20 protein-coding genes and 1 pseudogene are annotated in these 19949 nt (G+C 59.2%); 12 read left to right on the top strand and 9 right to left on the bottom strand.

Annotated features, from left to right (window positions below; genetic code table 11):
- Positions 1 to 170 precede the first annotated feature (170 nt).
- The 7 genes from gabT (at position 171) to trpC (ending at position 7057) form a co-directional block, all read left to right on the top strand.
- Positions 171 to 1451 (top strand): 4-aminobutyrate--2-oxoglutarate transaminase, encoded by a 1281-nt coding sequence (gene gabT / locus KXR72_RS12115; RefSeq protein WP_437421360.1) that lies wholly within the window; start codon positions 171 to 173, stop codon positions 1449 to 1451.
- A gap of 93 nt (positions 1452 to 1544) precedes the next feature.
- Positions 1545 to 2219 carry a ribulose-phosphate 3-epimerase gene (gene rpe, locus KXR72_RS12110; RefSeq protein WP_437421359.1) on the top strand — a complete coding sequence of 225 codons (675 nt, stop codon included), beginning with the start codon at positions 1545 to 1547 and terminating at the stop codon, positions 2217 to 2219.
- Positions 2216 to 2917 (top strand): phosphoglycolate phosphatase, encoded by a 702-nt coding sequence (locus KXR72_RS12105; protein ID WP_437421358.1) that lies wholly within the window; start codon positions 2216 to 2218, stop codon positions 2915 to 2917. The genes rpe and KXR72_RS12105 overlap by 4 nt, the downstream gene beginning before the upstream one ends.
- Before the next feature lie 183 nt (positions 2918 to 3100).
- Positions 3101 to 4585, top strand: a complete 1485-nt coding sequence (trpE, locus tag KXR72_RS12100; RefSeq protein ID WP_437421357.1) for an anthranilate synthase component I — start codon at positions 3101 to 3103, stop codon at positions 4583 to 4585.
- A 2-nt stretch (positions 4586 to 4587) separates the two neighbouring features.
- Positions 4588 to 5181 carry an aminodeoxychorismate/anthranilate synthase component II gene (locus KXR72_RS12095; protein WP_437421356.1) on the top strand — a complete coding sequence of 198 codons (594 nt, stop codon included), beginning with the start codon at positions 4588 to 4590 and terminating at the stop codon, positions 5179 to 5181.
- Positions 5181 to 6227 (top strand): anthranilate phosphoribosyltransferase, encoded by a 1047-nt coding sequence (trpD, locus tag KXR72_RS12090; RefSeq protein ID WP_437421355.1) that lies wholly within the window; start codon positions 5181 to 5183, stop codon positions 6225 to 6227. The genes KXR72_RS12095 and trpD overlap by 1 nt, the downstream gene beginning before the upstream one ends.
- A complete protein-coding gene (gene trpC, locus KXR72_RS12085) occupies positions 6224 to 7057 on the top strand; it encodes an indole-3-glycerol phosphate synthase TrpC (protein WP_437421354.1) in 834 nt (277 codons plus the stop codon). Before trpD ends, trpC begins: the two co-directional genes overlap by 4 nt.
- Positions 7058 to 7117: 60 nt before the next feature.
- Here trpC and crp read toward each other — a convergent pair whose 3' ends face one another.
- Complete coding sequence (gene crp / locus KXR72_RS12080) at positions 7118 to 7762, bottom strand: cAMP-activated global transcriptional regulator CRP (RefSeq protein ID WP_437421353.1); 645 nt, start codon at positions 7760 to 7762, stop codon at positions 7118 to 7120.
- A 216-nt stretch (positions 7763 to 7978) separates the two neighbouring features.
- Between crp and KXR72_RS12075 the strand changes: the two genes are divergently transcribed.
- Positions 7979 to 8401: an OsmC family protein gene (locus tag KXR72_RS12075; RefSeq protein WP_437421352.1), complete on the top strand. Its 423-nt coding sequence runs from the start codon at positions 7979 to 7981 to the stop codon at positions 8399 to 8401.
- Positions 8402 to 8821: 420 nt separating this feature from the next.
- On the opposite strand, the gene coq7 is transcribed toward KXR72_RS12075, so the two are convergent.
- Both coq7 and KXR72_RS12065 read right to left on the bottom strand, forming a co-directional pair.
- Positions 8822 to 9469, bottom strand: coding sequence for a 2-polyprenyl-3-methyl-6-methoxy-1,4-benzoquinone monooxygenase (gene coq7 / locus KXR72_RS12070; protein ID WP_437421351.1), 648 nt, complete (start codon positions 9467 to 9469; stop codon positions 8822 to 8824).
- 44 nt (positions 9470 to 9513) lie between these two features.
- A complete protein-coding gene (locus KXR72_RS12065) occupies positions 9514 to 9855 on the bottom strand; it encodes a histidine triad nucleotide-binding protein (protein ID WP_437421350.1) in 342 nt (113 codons plus the stop codon).
- A gap of 81 nt (positions 9856 to 9936) precedes the next feature.
- Between KXR72_RS12065 and KXR72_RS12060 the strand changes: the two genes are divergently transcribed.
- Positions 9937 to 11412 (top strand): AAA family ATPase, encoded by a 1476-nt coding sequence (locus tag KXR72_RS12060; protein ID WP_437421349.1) that lies wholly within the window; start codon positions 9937 to 9939, stop codon positions 11410 to 11412.
- Between the two features lie 8 nt (positions 11413 to 11420).
- On the opposite strand, the gene KXR72_RS12055 is transcribed toward KXR72_RS12060, so the two are convergent.
- The 3 genes from KXR72_RS12055 to hemJ form a co-directional block, all read right to left on the bottom strand.
- Positions 11421 to 12368 carry a DUF805 domain-containing protein gene (locus KXR72_RS12055; protein WP_437421348.1) on the bottom strand — a complete coding sequence of 316 codons (948 nt, stop codon included), beginning with the start codon at positions 12366 to 12368 and terminating at the stop codon, positions 11421 to 11423.
- Between the two features lie 91 nt (positions 12369 to 12459).
- Positions 12460 to 13437 (bottom strand): NAD(P)H-dependent flavin oxidoreductase, encoded by a 978-nt coding sequence (locus tag KXR72_RS12050; protein WP_437421347.1) that lies wholly within the window; start codon positions 13435 to 13437, stop codon positions 12460 to 12462.
- A 15-nt stretch (positions 13438 to 13452) separates the two neighbouring features.
- The gene (gene hemJ, locus KXR72_RS12045; protein ID WP_437421346.1) at positions 13453 to 13878 is read right to left on the bottom strand and encodes a protoporphyrinogen oxidase HemJ; all 426 of its coding nucleotides are present in this window, start codon (positions 13876 to 13878) and stop codon (positions 13453 to 13455) included.
- Positions 13879 to 14009: 131 nt separating this feature from the next.
- On the opposite strand from hemJ, the gene argC reads away from it, so the two are divergent.
- Complete coding sequence (argC, locus tag KXR72_RS12040; RefSeq protein WP_437421345.1) at positions 14010 to 15044, top strand: N-acetyl-gamma-glutamyl-phosphate reductase; 1035 nt, start codon at positions 14010 to 14012, stop codon at positions 15042 to 15044.
- A 105-nt stretch (positions 15045 to 15149) separates the two neighbouring features.
- Positions 15150 to 15500, top strand: coding sequence for an iron-sulfur cluster insertion protein ErpA (erpA, locus tag KXR72_RS12035; protein ID WP_437421344.1), 351 nt, complete (start codon positions 15150 to 15152; stop codon positions 15498 to 15500).
- Between the two features lie 34 nt (positions 15501 to 15534).
- Here erpA and KXR72_RS12030 read toward each other — a convergent pair whose 3' ends face one another.
- Both KXR72_RS12030 and KXR72_RS12025 read right to left on the bottom strand, forming a co-directional pair.
- Complete coding sequence (locus KXR72_RS12030; protein WP_437421343.1) at positions 15535 to 16629, bottom strand: anhydro-N-acetylmuramic acid kinase; 1095 nt, start codon at positions 16627 to 16629, stop codon at positions 15535 to 15537.
- 1 nt (position 16630) lies between these two features.
- Positions 16631 to 18034 carry a peptidoglycan DD-metalloendopeptidase family protein gene (locus KXR72_RS12025; protein ID WP_437421969.1) on the bottom strand — a complete coding sequence of 468 codons (1404 nt, stop codon included), beginning with the start codon at positions 18032 to 18034 and terminating at the stop codon, positions 16631 to 16633.
- Positions 18035 to 18210: 176 nt separating this feature from the next.
- Here KXR72_RS12025 and tyrS point away from each other — a divergent pair, with 176 nt between their 5' ends.
- Positions 18211 to 19410: a tyrosine--tRNA ligase gene (gene tyrS / locus KXR72_RS12020; RefSeq protein ID WP_437421342.1), complete on the top strand. Its 1200-nt coding sequence runs from the start codon at positions 18211 to 18213 to the stop codon at positions 19408 to 19410.
- Positions 19411 to 19506: 96 nt separating this feature from the next.
- Here the strand turns inward: tyrS and KXR72_RS12015 are convergent.
- Positions 19507 to 19949: pseudogene (locus tag KXR72_RS12015) on the bottom strand (hypothetical protein); the annotation flags it as partial.

Genomic DNA, 19949 nt, shown 5'->3' with positions numbered 1-19949 from the left:
CCCACCTAATTGTCAGGCCATGCGATCTAGTGCGTGCAAAATATTGCACGCGGTTCTACTGTAATCCGAACGCCTGGAAGGGCGCCGCAGTCGATCATCGTATGCTGCGGCGCATACGTCCCGACGTCTATTTCGACCCGTGCCGACGATGAGCGGCTACCGAGGAGCTTATGAGCAAGACCAACGAATCCCTGATGCAACGCCGTGTCGCCGCCGTGCCCCGTGGCGTCGGCCAGATCCATCCGATCTTCGCTGACCACGCCAAGAACAGCAGTGTGGTCGACGTCGAGGGCCGTGAGTTCATCGATTTCGCCGGCGGCATCGCCGTGCTTAATACCGGTCACCTACACCCGAAGATCGTCAAGGCGGTTGAAGATCAGCTGCACAAACTCACCCACACCTGCTTCCAGGTGCTGGCCTATGAGCCCTACGTCGAGCTGTGCGAGAAGATCAACGCGCGGGTGCCGGGCGACTTCGCCAAGAAGACCTTGCTCGTCACCACTGGCTCCGAGGCGGTGGAGAACGCGGTGAAGATCGCCCGCGCCGCCACCGGCCGTGCCGGCGTGATCGCCTTCACCGGCGCCTATCACGGCCGCACCATGATGACCCTCGGCCTGACCGGCAAGGTCGCGCCTTATTCTGCGGGCATGGGCCTGATGCCGGGCGGCATCTTCCGTGCGCTCTATCCGTGCGCGATTCATGGCGTCAGCGTTGACGAGTCCATCGCCAGTATCGAGCGCATCTTCAAGAACGACGCCGAGCCACGCGACATTGCCGCAATCATCATCGAGCCCGTGCAGGGCGAGGGTGGCTTCAATGTCGCGCCGAAGGAGTTCATGGTCCGCCTGCGCGCGCTTTGCGACGAGCATGGCATTCTGCTGATCGCCGACGAGGTGCAAACCGGCGCCGGGCGCACCGGCACTTTCTTCGCCATGGAGCAGATGGGCGTGGTCGCCGACCTGACCACATTCGCCAAATCCGTCGGCGGCGGCTTCCCGATCGCCGGTGTTTGCGGCAAGGCCGAGATCATGGATGTCATCGCGCCCGGCGGGCTGGGCGGCACCTATGCCGGCAACCCGCTGTCCTGCGCGGCGGCACTGGCGGTCATGGAAATCTTCGAGGAGGAGCATTTGCTCGATCGCAGCAAGGCCGTGGCGGAGAAGCTCACCGCCGGCCTCAAGGCGATCCAGGCCAAGCACAAGGAGATCGGCGAGGTGCGCGGCCTCGGCGCGATGGTCGCCATCGAGCTGTTCGAGGAGGGCGATCATGCTCGCCCGGCTGCTGCGCTCACGTCGCAGATCGTTGCCAAGGCGCGCGAGAAGGGCTTGATCCTGCTGTCCTGCGGCACCTACTACAACGTGCTGCGGGTGCTGGTGCCGCTAACCGTCGAGGACGAGCTGCTCGAGCGCGGCCTGGCCATCATCGGTGAGTGCTTCGACGAGCTGACCTGAAGCGACGAGGCGTGCCGGCTGCTTCCAGGCGCGCCGCAACCCGGACCCCTCGGGTACAATGCGCGGCATCTTGCCGTGCTACCCGAGGTCGTCATGCAGCCGTTCGCCATCGCCCCCTCCATCCTCTCCGCCAATTTCGCCCGCCTGGGTGAGGAAGTGGACAACGTGCTGGCCGCCGGCGCCGACATCGTTCACTTCGACGTGATGGACAACCACTACGTGCCCAACCTGACCATCGGCCCGATGGTCTGCTCGGCGTTGCGCAAGCACGGTGTCACCGCGCCCATCGACGTGCATCTGATGGTTCGTCCGGTGGACCGCATGATCGGCGACTTTCTCGAGGCCGGCGCCAGCTACATCACCTTCCACCCGGAAGCCTCGGATCACATCGATCGCTCGTTGCAGCTGATCAAGGACGGCGGCGCCAAGGCCGGCCTGGTATTCAACCCAGCCACGCCGCTGGACGTGCTCAAGTACGTGATGGACAAGGTCGACATGGTCCTGCTGATGAGCGTCAACCCGGGGTTTGGCGGGCAGAAGTTCATCCCCGGCACGCTGGACAAGCTGCGTGAAGCACGCGCGCTGATCGACGCCAGTGGCCGTGAGATCCGCCTGGAGATCGATGGCGGTGTGAACCCGAAGAACATTCGTGAGATCGCCGCTGCGGGCGCCGACACCTTTGTCGCTGGCTCGGCGATCTTCAACCAGCCGGACTACAAGTCGGTGATCGACCAGATGCGCGCTGAGCTGGCGCTGGCGCGCCCATGACTCGCCTAGAAAAACTGTTCGACGGCGGGCTGCCGCGACTGGCGATGTTCGATCTGGACGGCACACTGATGGATTCGGTGCCAGACCTGGCCGCCGCGGTGGACAAAATGTTGATGCTACTCGGTCGCGAGCCGGCCGGTGTCGCCCGAGTGCGCGACTGGGTCGGCAACGGCTCTAGGGTGCTGGTGCGTCGCGCATTGGCCGGTCAGCTGAACCATGACGGCGTCGCCGACGAGTTGACCGACGAGGCGCTGGCGCTGTTCATACAGGCGTATGCGGGCGGCCATGAGCTGACCACTGTCTATCCGGGTGTGCTCGAGTGCCTGGAGTGGCTGCGTGCGCGTGGGGTGAAGCTGGCGATCGTCACCAACAAGCCGGCGCAGTTCATCGAGCCGCTGCTGGAAGAGAAGGGGCTGGCCGGTTACTTCGATTGGCTGGTCGGAGGCGATACCTTGCCTCAGCAGAAACCCGACCCGGCGGCGCTGTTTTGGGTAATGGACAAGGCGGGTGTTGCGCCCGGTGAGTCGCTGTTCGTCGGCGATTCGCGTAACGACGTGCGCGCCGCCAAGGCCGCAGCCGTGCCATGTGTTGCGCTCACCTATGGTTACAACCATGGCGAACCCATCGCCAACGAAGCGCCGGCGCTGGTGCTCGACGACCTGCGTGAGCTGGTTGCTTCGCCTTCGGGGCTGCGCTAGTGTGGCCCCTGTTCCGTAACCCGCCGAGACGAGATCAGATCGTGGTGGTCACCCGCAAACAATGGATGAATGTCATCAAGGCCTTGGCCCGTTGGCGCTGGCGCGCCTGACATTTTTCTGCCGGCTCGCCCGGCATGTTTTGCACGACCCGACTTAGCAGTTCCCTCCGACCACGAGGCTGACATGACCCGCGAAGAATTCTTGCGCTTGGCCGCTGATGGCCATAACCGCATTCCGCTGTCGTTCGAAACCATCGCCGACTTCGACACACCGCTCTCGCTCTACCTGAAACTCGCTGACGCGCCCAATTCCTACCTGCTCGAATCCGTGCAGGGCGGGGAGAAGTGGGGGCGCTACTCAATCATCGGCCTGCCGTGCCGCACCGTGCTGCGTGTGCATGACCATCTCGTGAGCGTCACCACCGATGGCGTCGAGCAGGAGCGCTGCGAGGTCGAAGACCCGCTGGCCTTCGTCGAAACCTTCCAGCAGCGCTATCGCGTGGCGCCGGTCGAGGGCCTGCCGCGCTTCAATGGTGGCCTGGTCGGCTATTTCGGCTACGACAGCGTGCGTTATGTCGAGCGTAAACTGGCGAGCTGCCCCAACCCTGATCCGCTGGGTACGCCCGACATTCTGCTGATGGTGTCCGACGCAGTAGTGGTCTTCGATAACCTCGCTGGCAAGTTGCATTGCATCGTGCTTGTCGACCCGGCCCAGCCCGAGGCCTACGAGGCCGGACAGGCAACGTTGCAGGCGCTTCGGGAAAAGCTGCGGCAGTCCATCACGCCACGCCTCGGCCTGGATTTCGAAACGGGCCCCGGCACCGAACCTGAGTTTCGCTCAAGCTTCAGCCGTGATGACTACGAGCAGGCCGTCAATCGCATCAAGGACTACATCCTCGCTGGCGACTGCATGCAGGTCGTCATCTCCCAGCGCATGTCGATCCCGTTCAAGGCTGCGCCCATCGATCTTTATCGCGCGCTGCGCTGCTTTAATCCGACGCCTTATATGTACTTCTTCAATTTCGGCGATTTCCACGTGGTGGGCTCGTCGCCAGAAGTGCTGGTGCGTGTCGAAGAGGGTTTGGTCACGGTCCGGCCGATTGCCGGCACGCGTCCACGTGGCGCGACGGAAGACGCCGACCTCGCGCTGGAGCAGGATCTGCTCAGCGATGCGAAGGAGCTGGCCGAACACCTGATGTTGATCGACCTGGGCCGCAACGATGTGGGCCGCGTCGCCGAAAACGGTTCGGTGCGGCTCACCGAGAAGATGGTTATTGAGCGTTATTCGAATGTCATGCACATCGTTTCCAACGTTACGGGCCAGCTAAAGGGCCCGCTGACCGCCATGGACGCACTGCGCGCCATCCTGCCGGCCGGCACCTTGTCCGGTGCGCCGAAGATCCGCGCGATGGAAATTATCGACGAGCTGGAACCGGTCAAGCGTGGGGTCTACGGCGGCGCCGTCGGCTATCTCGCCTGGAATGGCAACATGGACACCGCCATCGCCATCCGCACCGCGGTGATCAAGGATGGCGAGCTGCACGTGCAGGCCGGTGCCGGCATCGTGGCAGATTCCCAGCCTGCCCTGGAGTGGGAAGAAACGCTGAACAAGCGCCGCGCCATGTTCCGCGCGGTCGCCCTGGCCGAACGCGACCCGCAGGAGATCTGATCATGTTGCTGATGCTCGATAACTACGATTCCTTCACCTACAACGTGGTCCAGTATCTGGGCGAGCTCGGTGCGGACGTCCGGGTCGTGCGCAACGACGAACTCAGCGTGGTCGAGATCGAGGCGCTCGAACCGGAACGCATCGTCGTCTCGCCCGGCCCCTGTACCCCGAACGAGGCGGGGGTGTCGCTGGAGCTGATCCGCCACTTCGCGGGTAAGTTGCCTATTCTCGGTGTCTGCCTTGGCCACCAAAGCATCGGCCAGGCGTTCGGCGGCGATGTGGTGCGTGCGCGCCAGGTGATGCACGGCAAGACCAGCCCGGTCATGCATGCGGACAGCGGTGTGTTCGCTGGGCTAAACAACCCGCTTACCGTGACCCGCTACCACTCCCTGGTGGTCAAGCGCGAAACGTTGCCCGATTGCCTGGAGGTCACTGCCTGGACTTGTCACGCCGATGGCAGCGTCGACGAGATCATGGGGCTGCGGCACAAAACGCTGAACGTCGAAGGCGTGCAGTTTCATCCCGAGTCCATCCTGACCGAGCAGGGCCATGAACTGTTCGCCAACTTTCTAAAGCAGACCGGAGGCGTGCGCTGATGGATATCAAGGAAGCCCTGAACCGGATAGTCGGCCAGCTGGATCTGAGCACCGACGAAATGAAAGCGGTCATGCGTCAGATCATGACCGGCCAGTGCACTGACGCTCAGATCGGCGCGTTCCTAATGGGCATGCGCATGAAGAGCGAAACCATTGACGAGATCGTCGGGGCTGTCCAGGTGATGCGCGAGCTGGCGGCTCCGGTACATTTCGACACCCACCGCCTCGTCGATACATGCGGCACCGGCGGCGATGGCATGAACATCTTCAATGTCTCGACCGCTGCAGCGTTTGTGGTGGCGGCCGCTGGTGGAAAAGTGGCCAAACACGGCAACCGTGCCGTATCCGGCAAGAGCGGCAGCGCCGATCTGCTCGAGGCGGCGGGTGTCTATCTCGACCTGACTCCGGAGCAGGTCGCGCGCAGCGTCGATACGGTCGGTGTCGGGTTCATGTTTGCGCCGGCGCATCACGGCGCGATGAAATTTGCTGCAGGCCCTCGTCGCGAGCTGGGCTTGAGAACGCTGTTCAACATACTCGGGCCGATGTCCAACCCGGCGGGTGTCAAGCACCAGGTCTTGGGCGTATTCAGCAAAGAACTCTGCCGGCCGATGGCCGAAGTGCTGGCGCGCCTGGGTAGCGAGCACGTGTTAGTCGTGCATGCGCAGGATGGGCTCGATGAGGTCAGCCTGGCGGCGCCGACCCATGTGGCGGAGCTGAACCGTGGCGAAATCCGCGAGTACCGCGTCCAGCCGGAGGACTTCGGTATCAAGAGCCAGAGCCTGATCGGCCTCAACGTCGAGGACGCCCAGGGTTCGCTAGAACTGATCCGAGACGCGTTGGGGCGCCGCAAGACAGAGAACGGCCAGAAAGCAGCCGACATGATTGTGCTCAACGCTGGCGCCGCGCTTTATGCGGCAGATGTCGCCAGCAGCCTGAAGCAGGGCATCGAAATTGCCCACGATGCCCTGCATACGGGCCTGGCGCGTGACAAGTTCGACGAGCTCGTCTCCTTTACCGTTGTGTTCAAGCAGGAGCAGGCCCGATGAGCGTGCCGACCATTCTGGAAAAGATCATCTCTCGTAAGCACGAGGAGGTGGCCGAGCGGCGCGCGCGTGTTGGGTTCGATGAGCTTGAGCGGCTGGCCGCTGGCGCGGACCCGGTGCGAGGCTTCGCCAGACGTCTGCAGGAGCAGGTCGAGCGCAAGCAGCCGGCGGTGATCGCCGAAGTGAAGAAAGCTTCACCGAGCAAGGGTGTATTGCGTGAAGACTTCCGCCCGGCGGATATCGCCATCAGCTACGAGGCTGGCGGCGCGACGTGCTTGTCGGTGCTCACGGATGTCGATTTCTTTCAGGGCGCCGATGAGTACCTGAAGCTGGCGCGTAGTGCCTGCAGCCTGCCGGTGATTCGTAAAGATTTCATGGTCGACCCGTACCAAGTCATCGAGGCGCGGGCGCTGGGCGCCGATTGCATCCTGCTGATCGCAGCAGCATTGGACGATGCGCAGATGCAGGAGCTCGCTGAGGTTGCCGAACGGCAGGGGCTAGATGTGCTGGTCGAGGTGCATGACGGTGCCGAGCTTGAGCGCGCGCTCCAGCTGTCGACCCCGCTCGTGGGGATCAATAACCGCAACCTGCATACCTTCGAGGTCAGCTTGGAAACGACGCTTGATCTGCTGCCGCGTATGCCGCGCGACCGGCTGGTGATCACTGAAAGTGGCGTGCTGCATCGTGCGGATGTCGAGCTGATGGAAATTAATGCGGTGCATGCTTTCCTAGTCGGTGAAGCATTCATGCGTGCCGAACAGCCTGGCCTCGAGTTGCAGCGTTTGTTCTTCCCAGGCCGGGCCCGAGTGCATACTCCGGCCGATCCGGAATGATCGGGGGCGCTTAAACAAGAAAGCCGGCTGATGCCGGCTTTCTTGTTTAAGTAGGAGCGCTCAACGCGTGCCGAACACCACCATCGTTTTGCCTTTCACGTGCACAAGGCCCTGCGATTCCAGGCTCTTCAGGACACGCCCGACCATCTCACGAGAACAGCCGACGATTCGTCCGATTTCCTGCCGGGTGATCTTGATCTGCATGCCGTCCGGATGAGTCATCGCATCCGGTTGCTTGCACAAGTCGAGCAGCGTGCGTGCTACCCGGCCGGTTACGTCGAGAAAGGCAAGATCGCCGACCTTGCGCGTAGTATTGCGCAGGCGCTCGGCCATTTGGCTGCCGAGTGCATAGAGAATGTCGGGATCCTGTTGGGTCAGCTCGCGAAACTTGGCGTAACTGACTTCCGCAACTTCGCACTCAGTCTTGGCGCGAACCCAGGCACTGCGTTCCTTTTCGCTGCCTTCCTTCTCGAACAGACCCATCTCGCCGAAGAAATCCCCCGAGTTGAGATAGGCAATAATCATCTCGCGGCCGTCATCATCTTCGATCAGGATCGTGACCGAACCCTTGACGATGAAGTAAAGCGTTTCTGAGCGATCGCCAGCGTAGATGATCGTGCTCTTGGAGGTGTAACGACGGCGATGACAATGTGCGAGTAGCTTGTCGAGGTTCTTGATCTTGGGCGTAAGTGTAATAGCGACCATGCTGTAGTCCCGGAAGATAGTCCAATAGAAAGGCAGTTTCTTATATTTATGACTGAGTTCTTTTTCAGTACGGGCGAGCTTAACAGACAGGTTCAGCTGAACAACAAAACTGGGACACGAATATCAACTTCCCGGACGTCATTTCGTCGGATTGCCACGTCAGGCAGGCTCCATTTGGCGTGATAAGCTTTGCCACCTTTTTTAGCGGAGTCGATGATGAAAGCACGCATTCAGTGGGCCGGCGAAGCAATGTTTCTCGGCGAATCAGGAAGCGGTCACGTCGTGGTTATGGATGGCCCACCCGAAAATGGTGGGCGCAACCTCGGCGTCCGGCCGATGGAAATGCTCCTGTTGGGTCTGGGTGGGTGTAGTAACTTCGATGTCGTCAGCATCTTGCGTAAGGCTCGCCAGCCCGTTGAGAGCTGTGAGGCCTTCCTCGAGGCAGAGCGGGCAAACGAAGACCCCAAGGTATTTACCCGAATCCATCTGCGTTTCGTGATCAAGGGTCGTGGACTTAAGGATGCTCACGTCAAGCGAGCGGTAGAACTATCCGCCGAAAAATATTGCTCGGCTTCGATCATGCTCGGCCGTGCCGGCGTTGAAATTACACACGACTACGAAATCGTTGAGTTGAACTGAAAGCCGGAGTAGGGGCCCGCCAGGGCTCTGAATCGGTGACGAGCAGGCCCAGGGACTTGGGAGGCCGGCACCGGGCGCACCGTCAATCTGCATCATGCGCGCCCCGTTTGCGGCGGGGCGTTCGTTACAACAGCAAAGCCATTCGAAAATGCGCAGAGGTGTATACCGGTCCTACGCAGATCATCCTAATCTGGCGGGCTTGCTCAATCAGGCGGTGAGCAACAACGAGAGTCGATATTGAAAAAGTAAACTCAAGCTCCACGGGTTCAGCAACCTGACCAAGACCTGAGTTTCACTCTACGATATTGCCTTACCGAAATTTGGATAGATCAGCAGGCGTACGTGCAGCTTATCGACGAATAGCATGCAGCCGAGCGGCTCATGCAGATCCTGGCCGGTGTGCCAATCGGCGGCTTTCGTTCAGATCCGGTAAGTCGTTTTGGTCATCACCTTGGCAACCATACTCATGCCGAACTTGACCGGCGCGGGGAAGCGCAGGCCGCCCGCCTCGAGCGCGGCGGTTGAGTGTTGTGCCTCGTCCTCGCGCATCTGCTCAAGAATGGAACGCGATTTCTCATCGGTCGCCGGCAATTGCTGCAGATGTTCATCGAGGTGCTTGCAGACCTGGTCTTCCGTTGCGGCGACAAAACCAAGACTGATCCGATCGCTAATCAGCCCGGCCGAGGCGCCGATGCCGAACGAAAGGCCGTAAAACAGCGGGTTGAGCACGCTGGTGTGGCTACCGAGTTGGCGGATGCGCTGCTCGCACCAGGCGAGGTGGTCGATTTCTTCGTCCGCCGCCCTTTCCATAGCCTGGCGGACCCCGGGCAGGCGGGCGGTCAAGGCCTGTCCCTGATATAGGGCTTGGGCGCAAACCTCTCCGGTATGGTTGATCCGCATCAGCCCGGCCACGTGCCGTGCCTCGCTTTGGCTCAGTTCGGTGTCCGCTTCGAGCACGGCTGGATTGGGTCGGCTTGGTTGGCCGCTGAAAGGCAGCAGCGTGCGTAGGGCAGCATCCGCTTGCATGAGTAGGCGATCTGCTGCGGAGTACTCGCGTTGATTGGGCATCTGCATACCTCCAATGGAACGATGGTCGAGGGCGGGTCGGTGGATCAGCCCGGCGGCCAGTGCATCTGGCGTTGACCCAGCACGTGCATATGGATGTGGTAAACCGTTTGCCCGCCCAGGTCGTTGCAATTCATGACGACGCGGAAGCCCTCCTGGCAGCCCTGTTCTTCAGCCAAGCGCTGTGCGGTGAAGAGAATATGGCCGGCGAGCGCCTTGTCGTCCTTCTCACTGAGATCATGCAGGGTCGCGATGTGCTTTTTCGGGATCACCAGAAAGTGAACCGGTGCTTGCGGGGCGATATCGTTGAAGGCAATGACTTGATCGTCCTCGTACACTTTAGTGGCCGGTATATCTCCGGCGACGATCTTACAGAACAGACAATCCATGGCGTTTCTCCGGAACCCATATGGCCGAAGAGTGTAACAGGCGATATACCCGCCGGTTAGCCTGCACAGGAAGTGATCCCCATGAAGAATGATGTCCGCGACCTTGCCTTGGTGCTCGATTCGCCCGTACGCCTGATCGTTATCGAGTCCTGGGACGAGCGACGGGTACTTGAGACCCTCACGGGCCTTGCAATCAGCCGCGGTCTTTCGCTGCATCTCTGGTCGGTCACTGAGGGGTTGCGGCGATCTGCATTTGGTGGCGAGGCTCTGGACGGCGGCGAAAGCTGTGCACCCGAGGTCGCGCTCAAGTGCGTCAAATTCGACCCTCTCGAGAATCTATATGTGTTTTGCGACCTACACCCGTTTCTCGACCAGCCGCCTCTGGTGCGTTTGATCAAGGAAATCGCAATGGCTGAAGGGCGATCGGCACCTACAATCGTGCTGGTTTCCCATGCCGTCACCCTCCCTGCAGAGATTCAGCGATACGCGGTCCGTTTCCGCTTGGCCCTGCCAAGCGAAGAGGAACTTGTTTCGATCGTGCGCGAGGAGGCGACTCGATGGAGCGAGCGTAACCGGGGCCTGCGTGTACGCACCGATAACCGTACCTTGCAGCAGGTCGTGAGGAACTTGCGGGGTCTCAGTCATGCCGAGGCGCGCAAGCTAGCGCACAACCTGATCTGTGATGATGGCGCCATAACCCAGGACGACCTGCCCGAGCTCAATCGCAAGAAGTTCGAGCTGCTCGACATGGAGGGTGTGCTGAGCTTCGAGTATGAGACCGAGCGGTTTTCGGACGTTGGCGGTTTGCATAACTTCAAACGCTGGCTGGGGGAGCGGCAGTCTGCTTTTCTTAGGGCGGATGACCGGGATCGTCCGCGTGGCGTCCTGCTCGTTGGTGTACAAGGCGGTGGAAAAAGCATGGCCGCAAAAGCAGTCGCCGGGCTCTGGGGGCTGCCATTGCTGCGCTTGGATTTCGCCTGCCTCTATAACAAGTTCTTCGGCGAGACCGAGCGCAACTTGCGTGAAGCGCTAAAGCTCGCGGGCGAAATGGCGCCTTGCGTACTCTGGATGGATGAGATCGAGAAAGGCCTGGCGACCGGAGAGATGGATGGTGGGGTCAGTCAGCGCGTGTTAGGAACGCTGCTGACATGGATGGCTGAGCGCAAGGCGCCAGTGTTCATGGTCGCAACTGCCAATTCCGTCGAGCGGCTAGCGCCGGAGCTGTTGCGCAAAGGGCGTTTCGACGAACTCTTTTTCGTCGACTTGCCTGATCCGGACACCCGTGCGGAAATTCTGCGCGTGCATTTGCAGCGCCGCGAATTGGATCCTGGCCGCTACGACCTTATGGCGCTAGCGCGGGCGTGCGATGGCTTTTCAGGTGCTGAGATCGAACAGGTTGTGGTCTCGGCAGTCTATGCCGGGCAGGCGCAGGCCCGCGAAACAGATCAGGACATGCTCTTGGGATGTATACAAGGGACGTCGCCGCTGTCAGTCATCATGGCCGAACCCTTGGCCCGTTTACGAGGATGGGCCAAGGGGCGGGCGGTGACCGCTTGAGACGCGTGCTACAGGCCGGTCTGTCCCAGACCAACGGATTGCTGGTAGGCAGGCAAAGCGATTGCGGCCAAAATTCCTATGATCGGCACCAGTAACCAAAGCGCAGCGAGCACCTTCACACCTTTGCTATTTGGCGGCTGGGGTGGACCAAAACGATTTGAACCTTCGTTGCCAGGTACAAGCAGTAGCGCAAACGGAAACACCGAACCGACCACAGGAACCAGGCAGAGCAGCAAGAACCACCCCGACCAACCAAAGTCGTGAAGGCGCTGTGCCCCGATCTGAAAACTGGCGACAAGGTAGGCAACGGCCACGGCGAAGAGCAGAACGCCGCCTAGAACTTCCGAAATGGCAAGGCCCATGGCGGCGATGAGTCCTAATCCAAGACCCGCGGCAGATATGCCCAGCGACCAAGCCAGGTATCGGAGCCGGCCGATCCGGCCATTGAAGGTAAACAGCCGTAGCTCGCCGTACTCTGGACCAGTTCCGGCTACGTTGGCCGAGGGAGGTGCATAAAATTGCTTGAGGCCGTCGCCGTTGCTTGCAGCAGGAGCGGCCTCCCGTGCCAGCCGGGCGTGATACTTCTCAAAAATGATGCCGCACCCGTCGCATTGGACTGTACCGGGCTGCTGATGGTCACACTTTGGGCACTGCATGCCCGTCGCGGGCGCCGTGTCGGTACCGGCCACTAGGGGTTCGATAGACAAGGCGGGTCTGGCTGGTGCTTCCGCCTCTTTGCGGACCTTTGCCCCCGCAGTCGTCAGCGCTTGAACATAGCGGTCCGCATCGGCCTCGCTGAGCGCAGACTTGACTGCGACGGGCTTGCCGACGAACAGCCGTTCGAGCTTGTCAGGCGCTGTCTTGAATAGCCGGGCCAGGTTTACCCTGACGGTCTCGGCCGTCATCCCTGGCATTAGCTCGCCATCAAACACGATCTTGTACTGGTCGGAAATCATGCAACGTCCCTGGCACGATAGAAGGAGCTAGAGCCTAGTGCCTGCCGGTGGCAGCCACAAGCGGTCGGAGCCTCATCGCTTGTGATGCAGGTCACGCTTTTCTGTCTCGTCGAGGCCACTGGTGGTTCAGTTGTGTGGCGCGCGCTGCAGCCGCGCGGTATTCACTGTCAAGGCGGGTGATCAACTGCTGAACGTCCGGTATGTCTGCGATGCCGCCTACGCCTTGGCCAGCTGACCAGACTGTTTTCCAAACTTTGGCTTCGTCATGGATCGGCTTGAGCGTCTGGCTGTGACTGCCTTCAACTTGTAGCTTGTCCAGCTCGTAGCCTGCTTGCTGCAGACTGGGACGCAGGAAGCTGGCCGGTACACCCGACACCGCTGCGGTATGCACGATATCTGACGCATGGGCGTGGATGAGCATGTCCTTGTATTCGCTGCTGGCCTGGCTTTCCTTGGTCGCGATGAAACGTGTCCCCATGTAGGCAAGATCAGCGCCTAGCAACTGAGCAGCGAGGATCTCATGCCCGTGATTGAGGCAGCCAGACAGTAGCAGCGTCTTTTCGAAGAACTGGCGTATCTCGGCAATCAGGGCGAAGGGGCTCCACGTGCCGGCATGCCCTCCGGCGCCGGCCGCCACGGCGATCAGCCCGTCGACGCCCGATTCGGCTGCCTTTTCGGCATGGCGGCGTGTGGTGACATCGTGGAATACCAAGCCACCGTAAGCATGGACGGCGTCAACAACGTCCTTCACCGCGCCGAGGCTCGTGATCACAATAGGCACGCGCTGGTCGATGCAGATCGACAGGTCCGTCTCCAGTCGCGGATTGCTGCCATGCACGATCAGGTTGACCGCATAGGGCGCTGCCTCAGGCGCCTGCTGGAGATCCTCGTTGATCTGGTGTAGCCAATCACGAAAGCCGCTGCTTTCCCGTTGATTAAGCGCCGGAAAGCTACCTACGACACCGTTGCGGCAGCATGCTGTCACGAGCGGTGGGTTGGAAACGAGGAACATCGGGGCGGCGACGAGTGGGAGGCTTAGACGTCCTTCCAATTGAAGAGGCAGCGGCATGGTATCTCCAACGCATCAGAATGGCTTGACCACCACCAGTATGACGATAGCCAGCAAGAGCAATACCGGGAATTCGTTGAACCAACGGTAAAACACATGGCTGCGTTGATTCTCGTCCCTGGCGAAGCGCTTGAGTTGTGCGCCGCATAGGTGGTGATACCCGATAAGCAGAACCACGAGTGCTAACTTCGCGTGCAGCCATCCGCCACTGAACAGCGCCGGGTTCAAAGCGATCATCCAAATGCCGAATGCGAGCGTCGCAATCATCGATGGCAACATGATTCCCCGATACAGCTTGCGCTCCATAACTTTGAACCGGTCGCGGCTGAGCGAGTCCTCGCTCATGGCGTGATACACGAAAAGCCTCGGCAGATAGAACAGTCCTGCAAACCAGCAGACCACTGAGACGATATGTAGCGCTTTGACCCACAGGTAGAGCATGTGGACATTCCCTAACTAGACGTTGGCTGGATGGTAGAGGCTGAGCGGCCATACGTCATCTCGGGAGTTGGCCGCGATCGTTCGCAGCCTTATCATCTTGTTTTTGCTCATTCCCATTCGAGAGGCAGCGCATGGTCAAGGTCGGAATCGTTGGTGGTACAGGCTATACGGGCGTCGAGTTACTGCGCCTGCTGGCCCAACACCCACAGGCTGAAGTGGCTGTCATCACATCGCGTTCTGAAAATGGCGTGAAGGTCACCGACATGTTTCCGAACCTGCGGGGCTTCTACGACGAACTTTCCTTCAGCGTGCCGGATACGGCAACACTGGGTGCGTGTGACGTGGTTTTTTTCGCTACGCCTCATGGGGTGGCCCATTCGCTGGCGGCCGAGCTGCTGGAAACCGGGACTCGGGTGATCGACCTCTCTGCCGATTTTCGGTTGCAGGATGCCGTTGAATGGGAGAAGTGGTATGGCCAGCCGCACGGCGCTCCGACCCTTCTGCCTGAGGCGGTGTACGGGTTACCGGAAGTCAACCGTGCGCAAATCAAAGGAGCTCGGCTGATTGCGGTTCCAGGGTGCTACCCAACGGCCACCCAGTTGGGATTCTTGCCGTTGTTGGAACAGGGGCTGGCCGATGCGTCGCGTCTGATTGCCGATTGTAAGTCTGGTGTTAGCGGCGCAGGCCGCGCGGCAAAAATTGGCTCGCTATTCACCGAGGCGGGTGAAAGCATGATGGCCTATGCGGTGAAAGGGCACCGGCACTTGCCGGAAATCAGTCAGGGGTTGCGTCGTGCCGCCAACGGTGACGTTGGGCTGACCTTCGTTCCTCACCTGACGCCAATGATCCGAGGGATTCACGCTACGCTATATGCGACCGTCACGGATACCTCGGTGGATCTGCAGGCCCTCTATGAGCGGCGTTATGCCAACGAGCCCTTCGTCGATGTGCTGCCCGCTGGCAGCCATCCCGAAACGCGTAGCGTGCGAGGGGCAAACGTCTGCCGTATCGCAGTACACCGTCCGCAGGGCGGCGATCTTGTCGTGGTGCTTTCGGTGATCGACAACTTGGTTAAGGGTGCATCCGGGCAAGCGGTACAGAACATGAACATCATTTTCGACCTGGACGAGCGCCTTGGCTTGAACACGGCAGCACTGTTGCCGTAAGCCACGCGTCGTTGGTCTCATGGTGAATAGTTGACCGATTTGGTAGGGTAAGCCGATAATGCGCCGTCAACGCGGTATGTGGCGCCTTGCGCCGGGAGAGCCTAAATGAGTGTCGAATCCTTCACGCCAACTGCCATTCAGTTCACTCAGGGGGCAGCGAGCAAAGTGAAGAGCCTGGTTGACGAGGAGGGAAATCCACGTCTCAAATTGCGGGTGTTTGTCACCGGTGGCGGCTGCTCAGGATTTCAGTATGGCTTTACCTTCGATGAGGATCTCGCCGAAGACGACACGGTCATCGAGCGGGAGGGTGTGAGCCTGGTTGTCGACCCGATGAGTTTCCAGTACCTAGCCGGCGCGGAAGTGGATTACCAGGAGGGCTTAGAGGGGTCCCGTTTCGTTATCAAGAACCCCAACGCCAGCACCACGTGCGGGTGCGGTCAGTCGTTTTCTATTTGATTCGGAGGGCTCGCGCAAGGCCTAACTTAGGCGGTCAAGCCGGGTAGATCGCGCCGAGAATGCGTGAGCCGGCGGCGCCTGTGACCCGAGCATTGTTGCCTGGTAACCCTTCCAGGCATCGATGCGCCAACCACGCGAATGCCATCGCTTCGATCCAATCCGGATCAATCCCCGCCACTTCTGTACTCATTACCTTGCAGTCAGAAAGCAGCGCCGCAAGCCTACAGAGCAGTGCAGCGTTGTGCGCTCCTCCACCACATACCAATAACTCATCTGTCTCCGGCTGGCTGTTTAGCAGGGCATCCGCAATCGATCGAGCGGTCAGCTCAAGTAGGGTGGCCTGAACATCCGCTGCGTTATAACGAGGCAAAGCGTTAAGTTTCTTATCCAGCCAGGTGAGGTTGAAGACCTCGCGGCCCGTGCTTTTGGGGCCGCGCATGGCAAAAAACGCGTCGCCGAGCAGATCCTGCAGTAGCTCGGGAATAGGTGTCCCTGTCGCTGCCCAAGCACCGTCCCTGTCGTACGGCACGTGTTGGTGGCGCTGGATCCAGCCGTCCATCAGCACGTTGCCCGGGCCGCAGTCGAACCCTTGAAGCTCGGCACCAGCCTTGATCAGGCTAAGGTTACTGAAGCCTCCGACGTTTAAAATCGCGCGGGCTTGAACAGACGAGGCAAAAACGGCTTGATGAAAGGCGGGCGCCAAGGGAGCGCCTTGCCCGCCAGCGGCAACATCGCGGCGACGAAAATCCGCTACGACCGCAATACCGGTCAGCTCTGCGAGCAAGGCGGGGTTGTCGATCTGGATGGTGAAGCCGCGGCTGGGCTCATGCCTTACCGTCTGGCCATGGCTACCTATGGCACGGATAGCCTTCGGATTGACTTGAGCGTTCTCAAGTAGTTTCGATGTGCCGCTGGCCGCTAACGTGGCCCAATGATTCTCGGCCAGGGCGGACCGGGCCAATTCGTCTTTACCTGGCGTGCACAGATCCAAGAGTTGCTGCTTCAGCAACGATGGCATCGGCTCGTAATGAGTAGCGATCAGGCGGGTATCACGACCCTGTTCTATTAGGGCAAAGTCCAGCCCGTCGAGGCTGGTGCCGGACATTACGCCTATATAGAGGTGCTTCATCTTACTGTTTTTGCAAGGCAAGCATCGTGGCGCGCTCTTCGTCCATGCGAGCCATGAGCGGCTGGCTCATTTGCAAGAAGCGCTGCTTCTCGTTTTTTGCTATTGGATCTGCCATGGGCAGCTTTAATCCGAGTGGATCGACGTGGCGGCCGTCAACCTGAAACTCATAATGCAGGTGCGGGCCGGTGGATAGGCCCGTGGTGCCGATATAACCAATAATCTGGCCTTGTTTGACCGAAGCGCCGTTACGAACGCCCTTGGCGAACCCTTGCATGTGCGCGTAAAGGGTGCGGTAGCGATTCCCGTGCTGGATCACAACCGTATTACCGTAGCCGCCCTTCCGACCCGCCAGGATAACCTTGCCATCTCCTGCGCTTTTGATGGGAGTGCCGTGGGGCGCAGCATAATCAACGCCTTTATGCGCGCGGATCTTGTTCAAAATCGGGTGCTTTCGACCGTTCGAGAAACGGGAGCTGATACGTGCGAAGTCCACCGGCGTGCGGATGAACGCCTTTCGCATGCTATTGCCGTCTGCGGTGTAGTAGCTGGTGTTGCCTTGCTTGTTGGTGTAGCGCACCGCGGTGTAGCTTTTGCCCCGGTTAGTAAACCGGGCAGCCAGGATATTTCCTGTGCCGACGCGATCGCCGTCCACGGTCTTTTCTTCATAGATGACTTCGAAAGAATCCCCTTTGCGGATGTCCATAGCGAAGTCAATGTCGTAACCAAAAACATTCGCTAAGTCCATGGTCAGGTTGTGGTCCAATCCCGCGCGCTTGGCCGCCAGGAACAGACTACTTTCAATGTGACCTTGAGCATAAGCCGAATGAATTTCCGGCTTCACGTGCTCCTTAGTAAAGGAGAAACCCCCTTTTGTACGCTCTACTTGGTAGCTTTCCAGCTTGCTGACGGGGCTACGAAGACGCGCAAGCTCGCCTTGCTCTGTGAGTTCGAATTGCAGGAGCTGGCCAATTTTCAAATGAGCGAAGCGCTTTGCTTCCTTGCTACTGGCAAGCACCTCGTGCATGGCCGACGCAGGTAGGCCGACCTTGGTAAATAGGGTCGATAGCGTATCGCCATTGGATACGACGACCTCCTTGGTAAGAGGATCGGCGGTGGGGTCGAGTCGTCCATTGCTGGCGGTAGGTGCGATGGAATCGTCATCTACGGCTTCGTCGCCGTTCGCCTGGGTGAATGGCTTCTCTTGATCAATGGGCGCGAGCGGCTCTTCGATGCCAGCGCTCAACTCAGCCGAGGTTTCAAGCTGCAGGTCAAGGAAGGTCTTTTTCGCTTCCACTTCGCGCGACGGGAATACCAGAAGCGCCAGGCTCAGAAGCGCTGCTACACCGCTGGCGGCCAACAGATGGCTTTTCGGGTAGTTCGGGACCCTGGGTTTCGGATTGGTCATTGGTATTTGGCGATTTTTTGTACAGAGAAAATATCGGCCTAAAATATAAGCAAAGCGCATTCGAAGCAACCCTGGAGTGCGCGCCGTGCCTGCTTGGCCACGTTTTTCCACATTGTTTTTTTTGGTCGTTCTTGTAAGGTTGGTCCCCTTTATTTTGGGTTGGGTTGGGTTGGGTCATGAAGTCGGTGCAGGAGCAGTTGTCAGTAATCAAGCGTGGCGCTGATGAAGTGCTTGTCGAGTCGGAACTGATCGCCAAGCTTGAGCGCGGTGTCCCTCTTCGGATCAAGGCGGGCTTCGATCCAACTGCTCCAGACCTCCATCTTGGCCATACCGTGCTTATCAATAAGCTTCGTCAGTTTCAGGATCTCGGCCATCAGGTGGTTTTCTTGATTGGTGATTTCACTGGCATGATTGGAGACCCCAGCGGCAAAAGCGCGACTCGCCCACCGCTCACCCGTGATCAGGTGCTGGAAAATGCTGAAACTTATAAGGCTCAAGTGTTCAAAATTCTGGACCCGGCTAAAACCGAGGTCGCGTTCAATTCCACTTGGATGGATCAGCTGACGCCAGCGGATTTCATCCGTCTCGCATCTCAATACACCGTTGCGCGGATGCTTGAGCGTGATGATTTTAGTAAGCGGTATTCGACCAATCAGCCAATTGCTATTCACGAGTTTCTTTATCCTTTGGTTCAAGGATACGATTCGGTGGCACTTAGTGCGGACGTAGAGCTCGGCGGCACCGATCAGAAATTCAATTTGCTGATGGGTCGAGAGCTCCAGCGGTCCTACGGCCAAGAATCTCAATGTATCGTCACTATGCCGTTGCTCGAAGGGCTGGATGGCGTAAAGAAGATGTCCAAGTCGTTGGGCAACTACGTTGGCATCCAGGAAACCCCTGGTCTCATGTACAGCAAGCTAGTTTCCATGCCTGATGCACTCATGTGGCGCTATTTCGAGCTGCTGAGTTTCCGCTCGCTCGACGAGGTCGAGGCTTTCAAGCAAGACGTGCAGAAGGGTGCGAATCCGCGTGATATCAAGATCAAGTTGGCTGAGGAGATAGTGGCGCGCTTCCACGGGGAGGAGGCGGCGGTGACTGCGCATCGTTCAGCTGGCAATCGAATGAAAGATGGTGAGCTTCCTGAGAATCTCCCGCAGGTGGAGCTTTCCGCTGCGGAGGATATGCCTATTGCTGCGCTGCTTAATAAAGCTGGGCTCGTCAAGAATGCCGCCGCTGCTCGTGATCTTTTAAATGCGGGCAGTGTGAAGGTAGATGGCGAGGTGGTGGGGCGCGACTTTGTCGTTAGGCTTGGCGAGACTCGCGTGTGTCAAGCTGGGAAAAAGGCGTTCGCTCGGATTGTTTTAAGGTCAGAGTAGCAATTCCAAATAATGGTTGACGCGGCGATTGTCATATCTATAATGCGCACCTTCTCCGGCGCAGGTCTTTCGATAACCCCTTTTATAATCAACGGGTTAACGAAAATAAGGGCTTGCACGGAGGGCGAATTCGAGTAGAATGCGCCGCGCTGACAGGGTGGTGGTTTGGCACTGTTGGTGGCTCTGGTCAGGTTGGTCGGAGATGTTTAAAGGGGTGGTTGACAGCGGGTTTAGACGCTGTATGATTCGCATCCCGCTGACGAGAGACGCTAGGTTGATCGGAAGCGCAAGCGGTTGAGAAGGAAAGAAATTCTTCAAAAACAGCTTGACGAGAAACAAGGCTGCTGTAGAATGCGCGGCCTCGGTTGAGACGAAAGGCTTGATCGAAAYGCTCTTTAACAACTGAATCAAGCAATTCGTGTGGGTGCTTGTGAGGTAAGACTGATGATCTGCAAGATTATCAGCATCACAAATACTCAACGAGAAATCATTGAGTGCTCTTCTTTTAGGAGAAGAGTTTGCGATTGCTGAGCCAAGTT

Origin of the sequence: Stutzerimonas chloritidismutans, from assembly GCF_051486945.1 — a bacterium.
Classification (GTDB): Bacteria; Pseudomonadota; Gammaproteobacteria; order Pseudomonadales; family Pseudomonadaceae; genus Stutzerimonas; species Stutzerimonas chloritidismutans_B.
This window is presented reverse-complemented; position numbering and strand designations above follow the sequence as displayed.

What these genes read in the sequence shown, in the direction of transcription:
- gabT (WP_437421360.1), top strand. Translation starts at nt 171, where the DNA reads ATGAGCAAGACCAACGAATCCCTGATGCAACGCCGTGTCGCCGCCGTG.
- rpe (WP_437421359.1), top strand. Translation starts at nt 1,545, where the DNA reads ATGCAGCCGTTCGCCATCGCCCCCTCCATCCTCTCCGCCAATTTCGCC.
- KXR72_RS12105 (WP_437421358.1), top strand. Translation starts at nt 2,216, where the DNA reads ATGACTCGCCTAGAAAAACTGTTCGACGGCGGGCTGCCGCGACTGGCG.
- trpE (WP_437421357.1), top strand. Translation starts at nt 3,101, where the DNA reads ATGACCCGCGAAGAATTCTTGCGCTTGGCCGCTGATGGCCATAACCGC.
- KXR72_RS12095 (WP_437421356.1), top strand. Translation starts at nt 4,588, where the DNA reads ATGTTGCTGATGCTCGATAACTACGATTCCTTCACCTACAACGTGGTC.
- trpD (WP_437421355.1), top strand. Translation starts at nt 5,181, where the DNA reads ATGGATATCAAGGAAGCCCTGAACCGGATAGTCGGCCAGCTGGATCTG.
- trpC (WP_437421354.1), top strand. Translation starts at nt 6,224, where the DNA reads ATGAGCGTGCCGACCATTCTGGAAAAGATCATCTCTCGTAAGCACGAG.
- crp (WP_437421353.1), bottom strand. Translation starts at nt 7,762, where the DNA reads ATGGTCGCTATTACACTTACGCCCAAGATCAAGAACCTCGACAAGCTA.
- KXR72_RS12075 (WP_437421352.1), top strand. Translation starts at nt 7,979, where the DNA reads ATGAAAGCACGCATTCAGTGGGCCGGCGAAGCAATGTTTCTCGGCGAA.
- coq7 (WP_437421351.1), bottom strand. Translation starts at nt 9,469, where the DNA reads ATGCCCAATCAACGCGAGTACTCCGCAGCAGATCGCCTACTCATGCAA.
- KXR72_RS12065 (WP_437421350.1), bottom strand. Translation starts at nt 9,855, where the DNA reads ATGGATTGTCTGTTCTGTAAGATCGTCGCCGGAGATATACCGGCCACT.
- KXR72_RS12060 (WP_437421349.1), top strand. Translation starts at nt 9,937, where the DNA reads ATGAAGAATGATGTCCGCGACCTTGCCTTGGTGCTCGATTCGCCCGTA.
- KXR72_RS12055 (WP_437421348.1), bottom strand. Translation starts at nt 12,368, where the DNA reads ATGATTTCCGACCAGTACAAGATCGTGTTTGATGGCGAGCTAATGCCA.
- KXR72_RS12050 (WP_437421347.1), bottom strand. Translation starts at nt 13,437, where the DNA reads ATGCCGCTGCCTCTTCAATTGGAAGGACGTCTAAGCCTCCCACTCGTC.
- hemJ (WP_437421346.1), bottom strand. Translation starts at nt 13,878, where the DNA reads ATGCTCTACCTGTGGGTCAAAGCGCTACATATCGTCTCAGTGGTCTGC.
- argC (WP_437421345.1), top strand. Translation starts at nt 14,010, where the DNA reads ATGGTCAAGGTCGGAATCGTTGGTGGTACAGGCTATACGGGCGTCGAG.
- erpA (WP_437421344.1), top strand. Translation starts at nt 15,150, where the DNA reads ATGAGTGTCGAATCCTTCACGCCAACTGCCATTCAGTTCACTCAGGGG.
- KXR72_RS12030 (WP_437421343.1), bottom strand. Translation starts at nt 16,629, where the DNA reads ATGAAGCACCTCTATATAGGCGTAATGTCCGGCACCAGCCTCGACGGG.
- KXR72_RS12025 (WP_437421969.1), bottom strand. Translation starts at nt 18,034, where the DNA reads ATGACCAATCCGAAACCCAGGGTCCCGAACTACCCGAAAAGCCATCTG.
- tyrS (WP_437421342.1), top strand. Translation starts at nt 18,211, where the DNA reads ATGAAGTCGGTGCAGGAGCAGTTGTCAGTAATCAAGCGTGGCGCTGAT.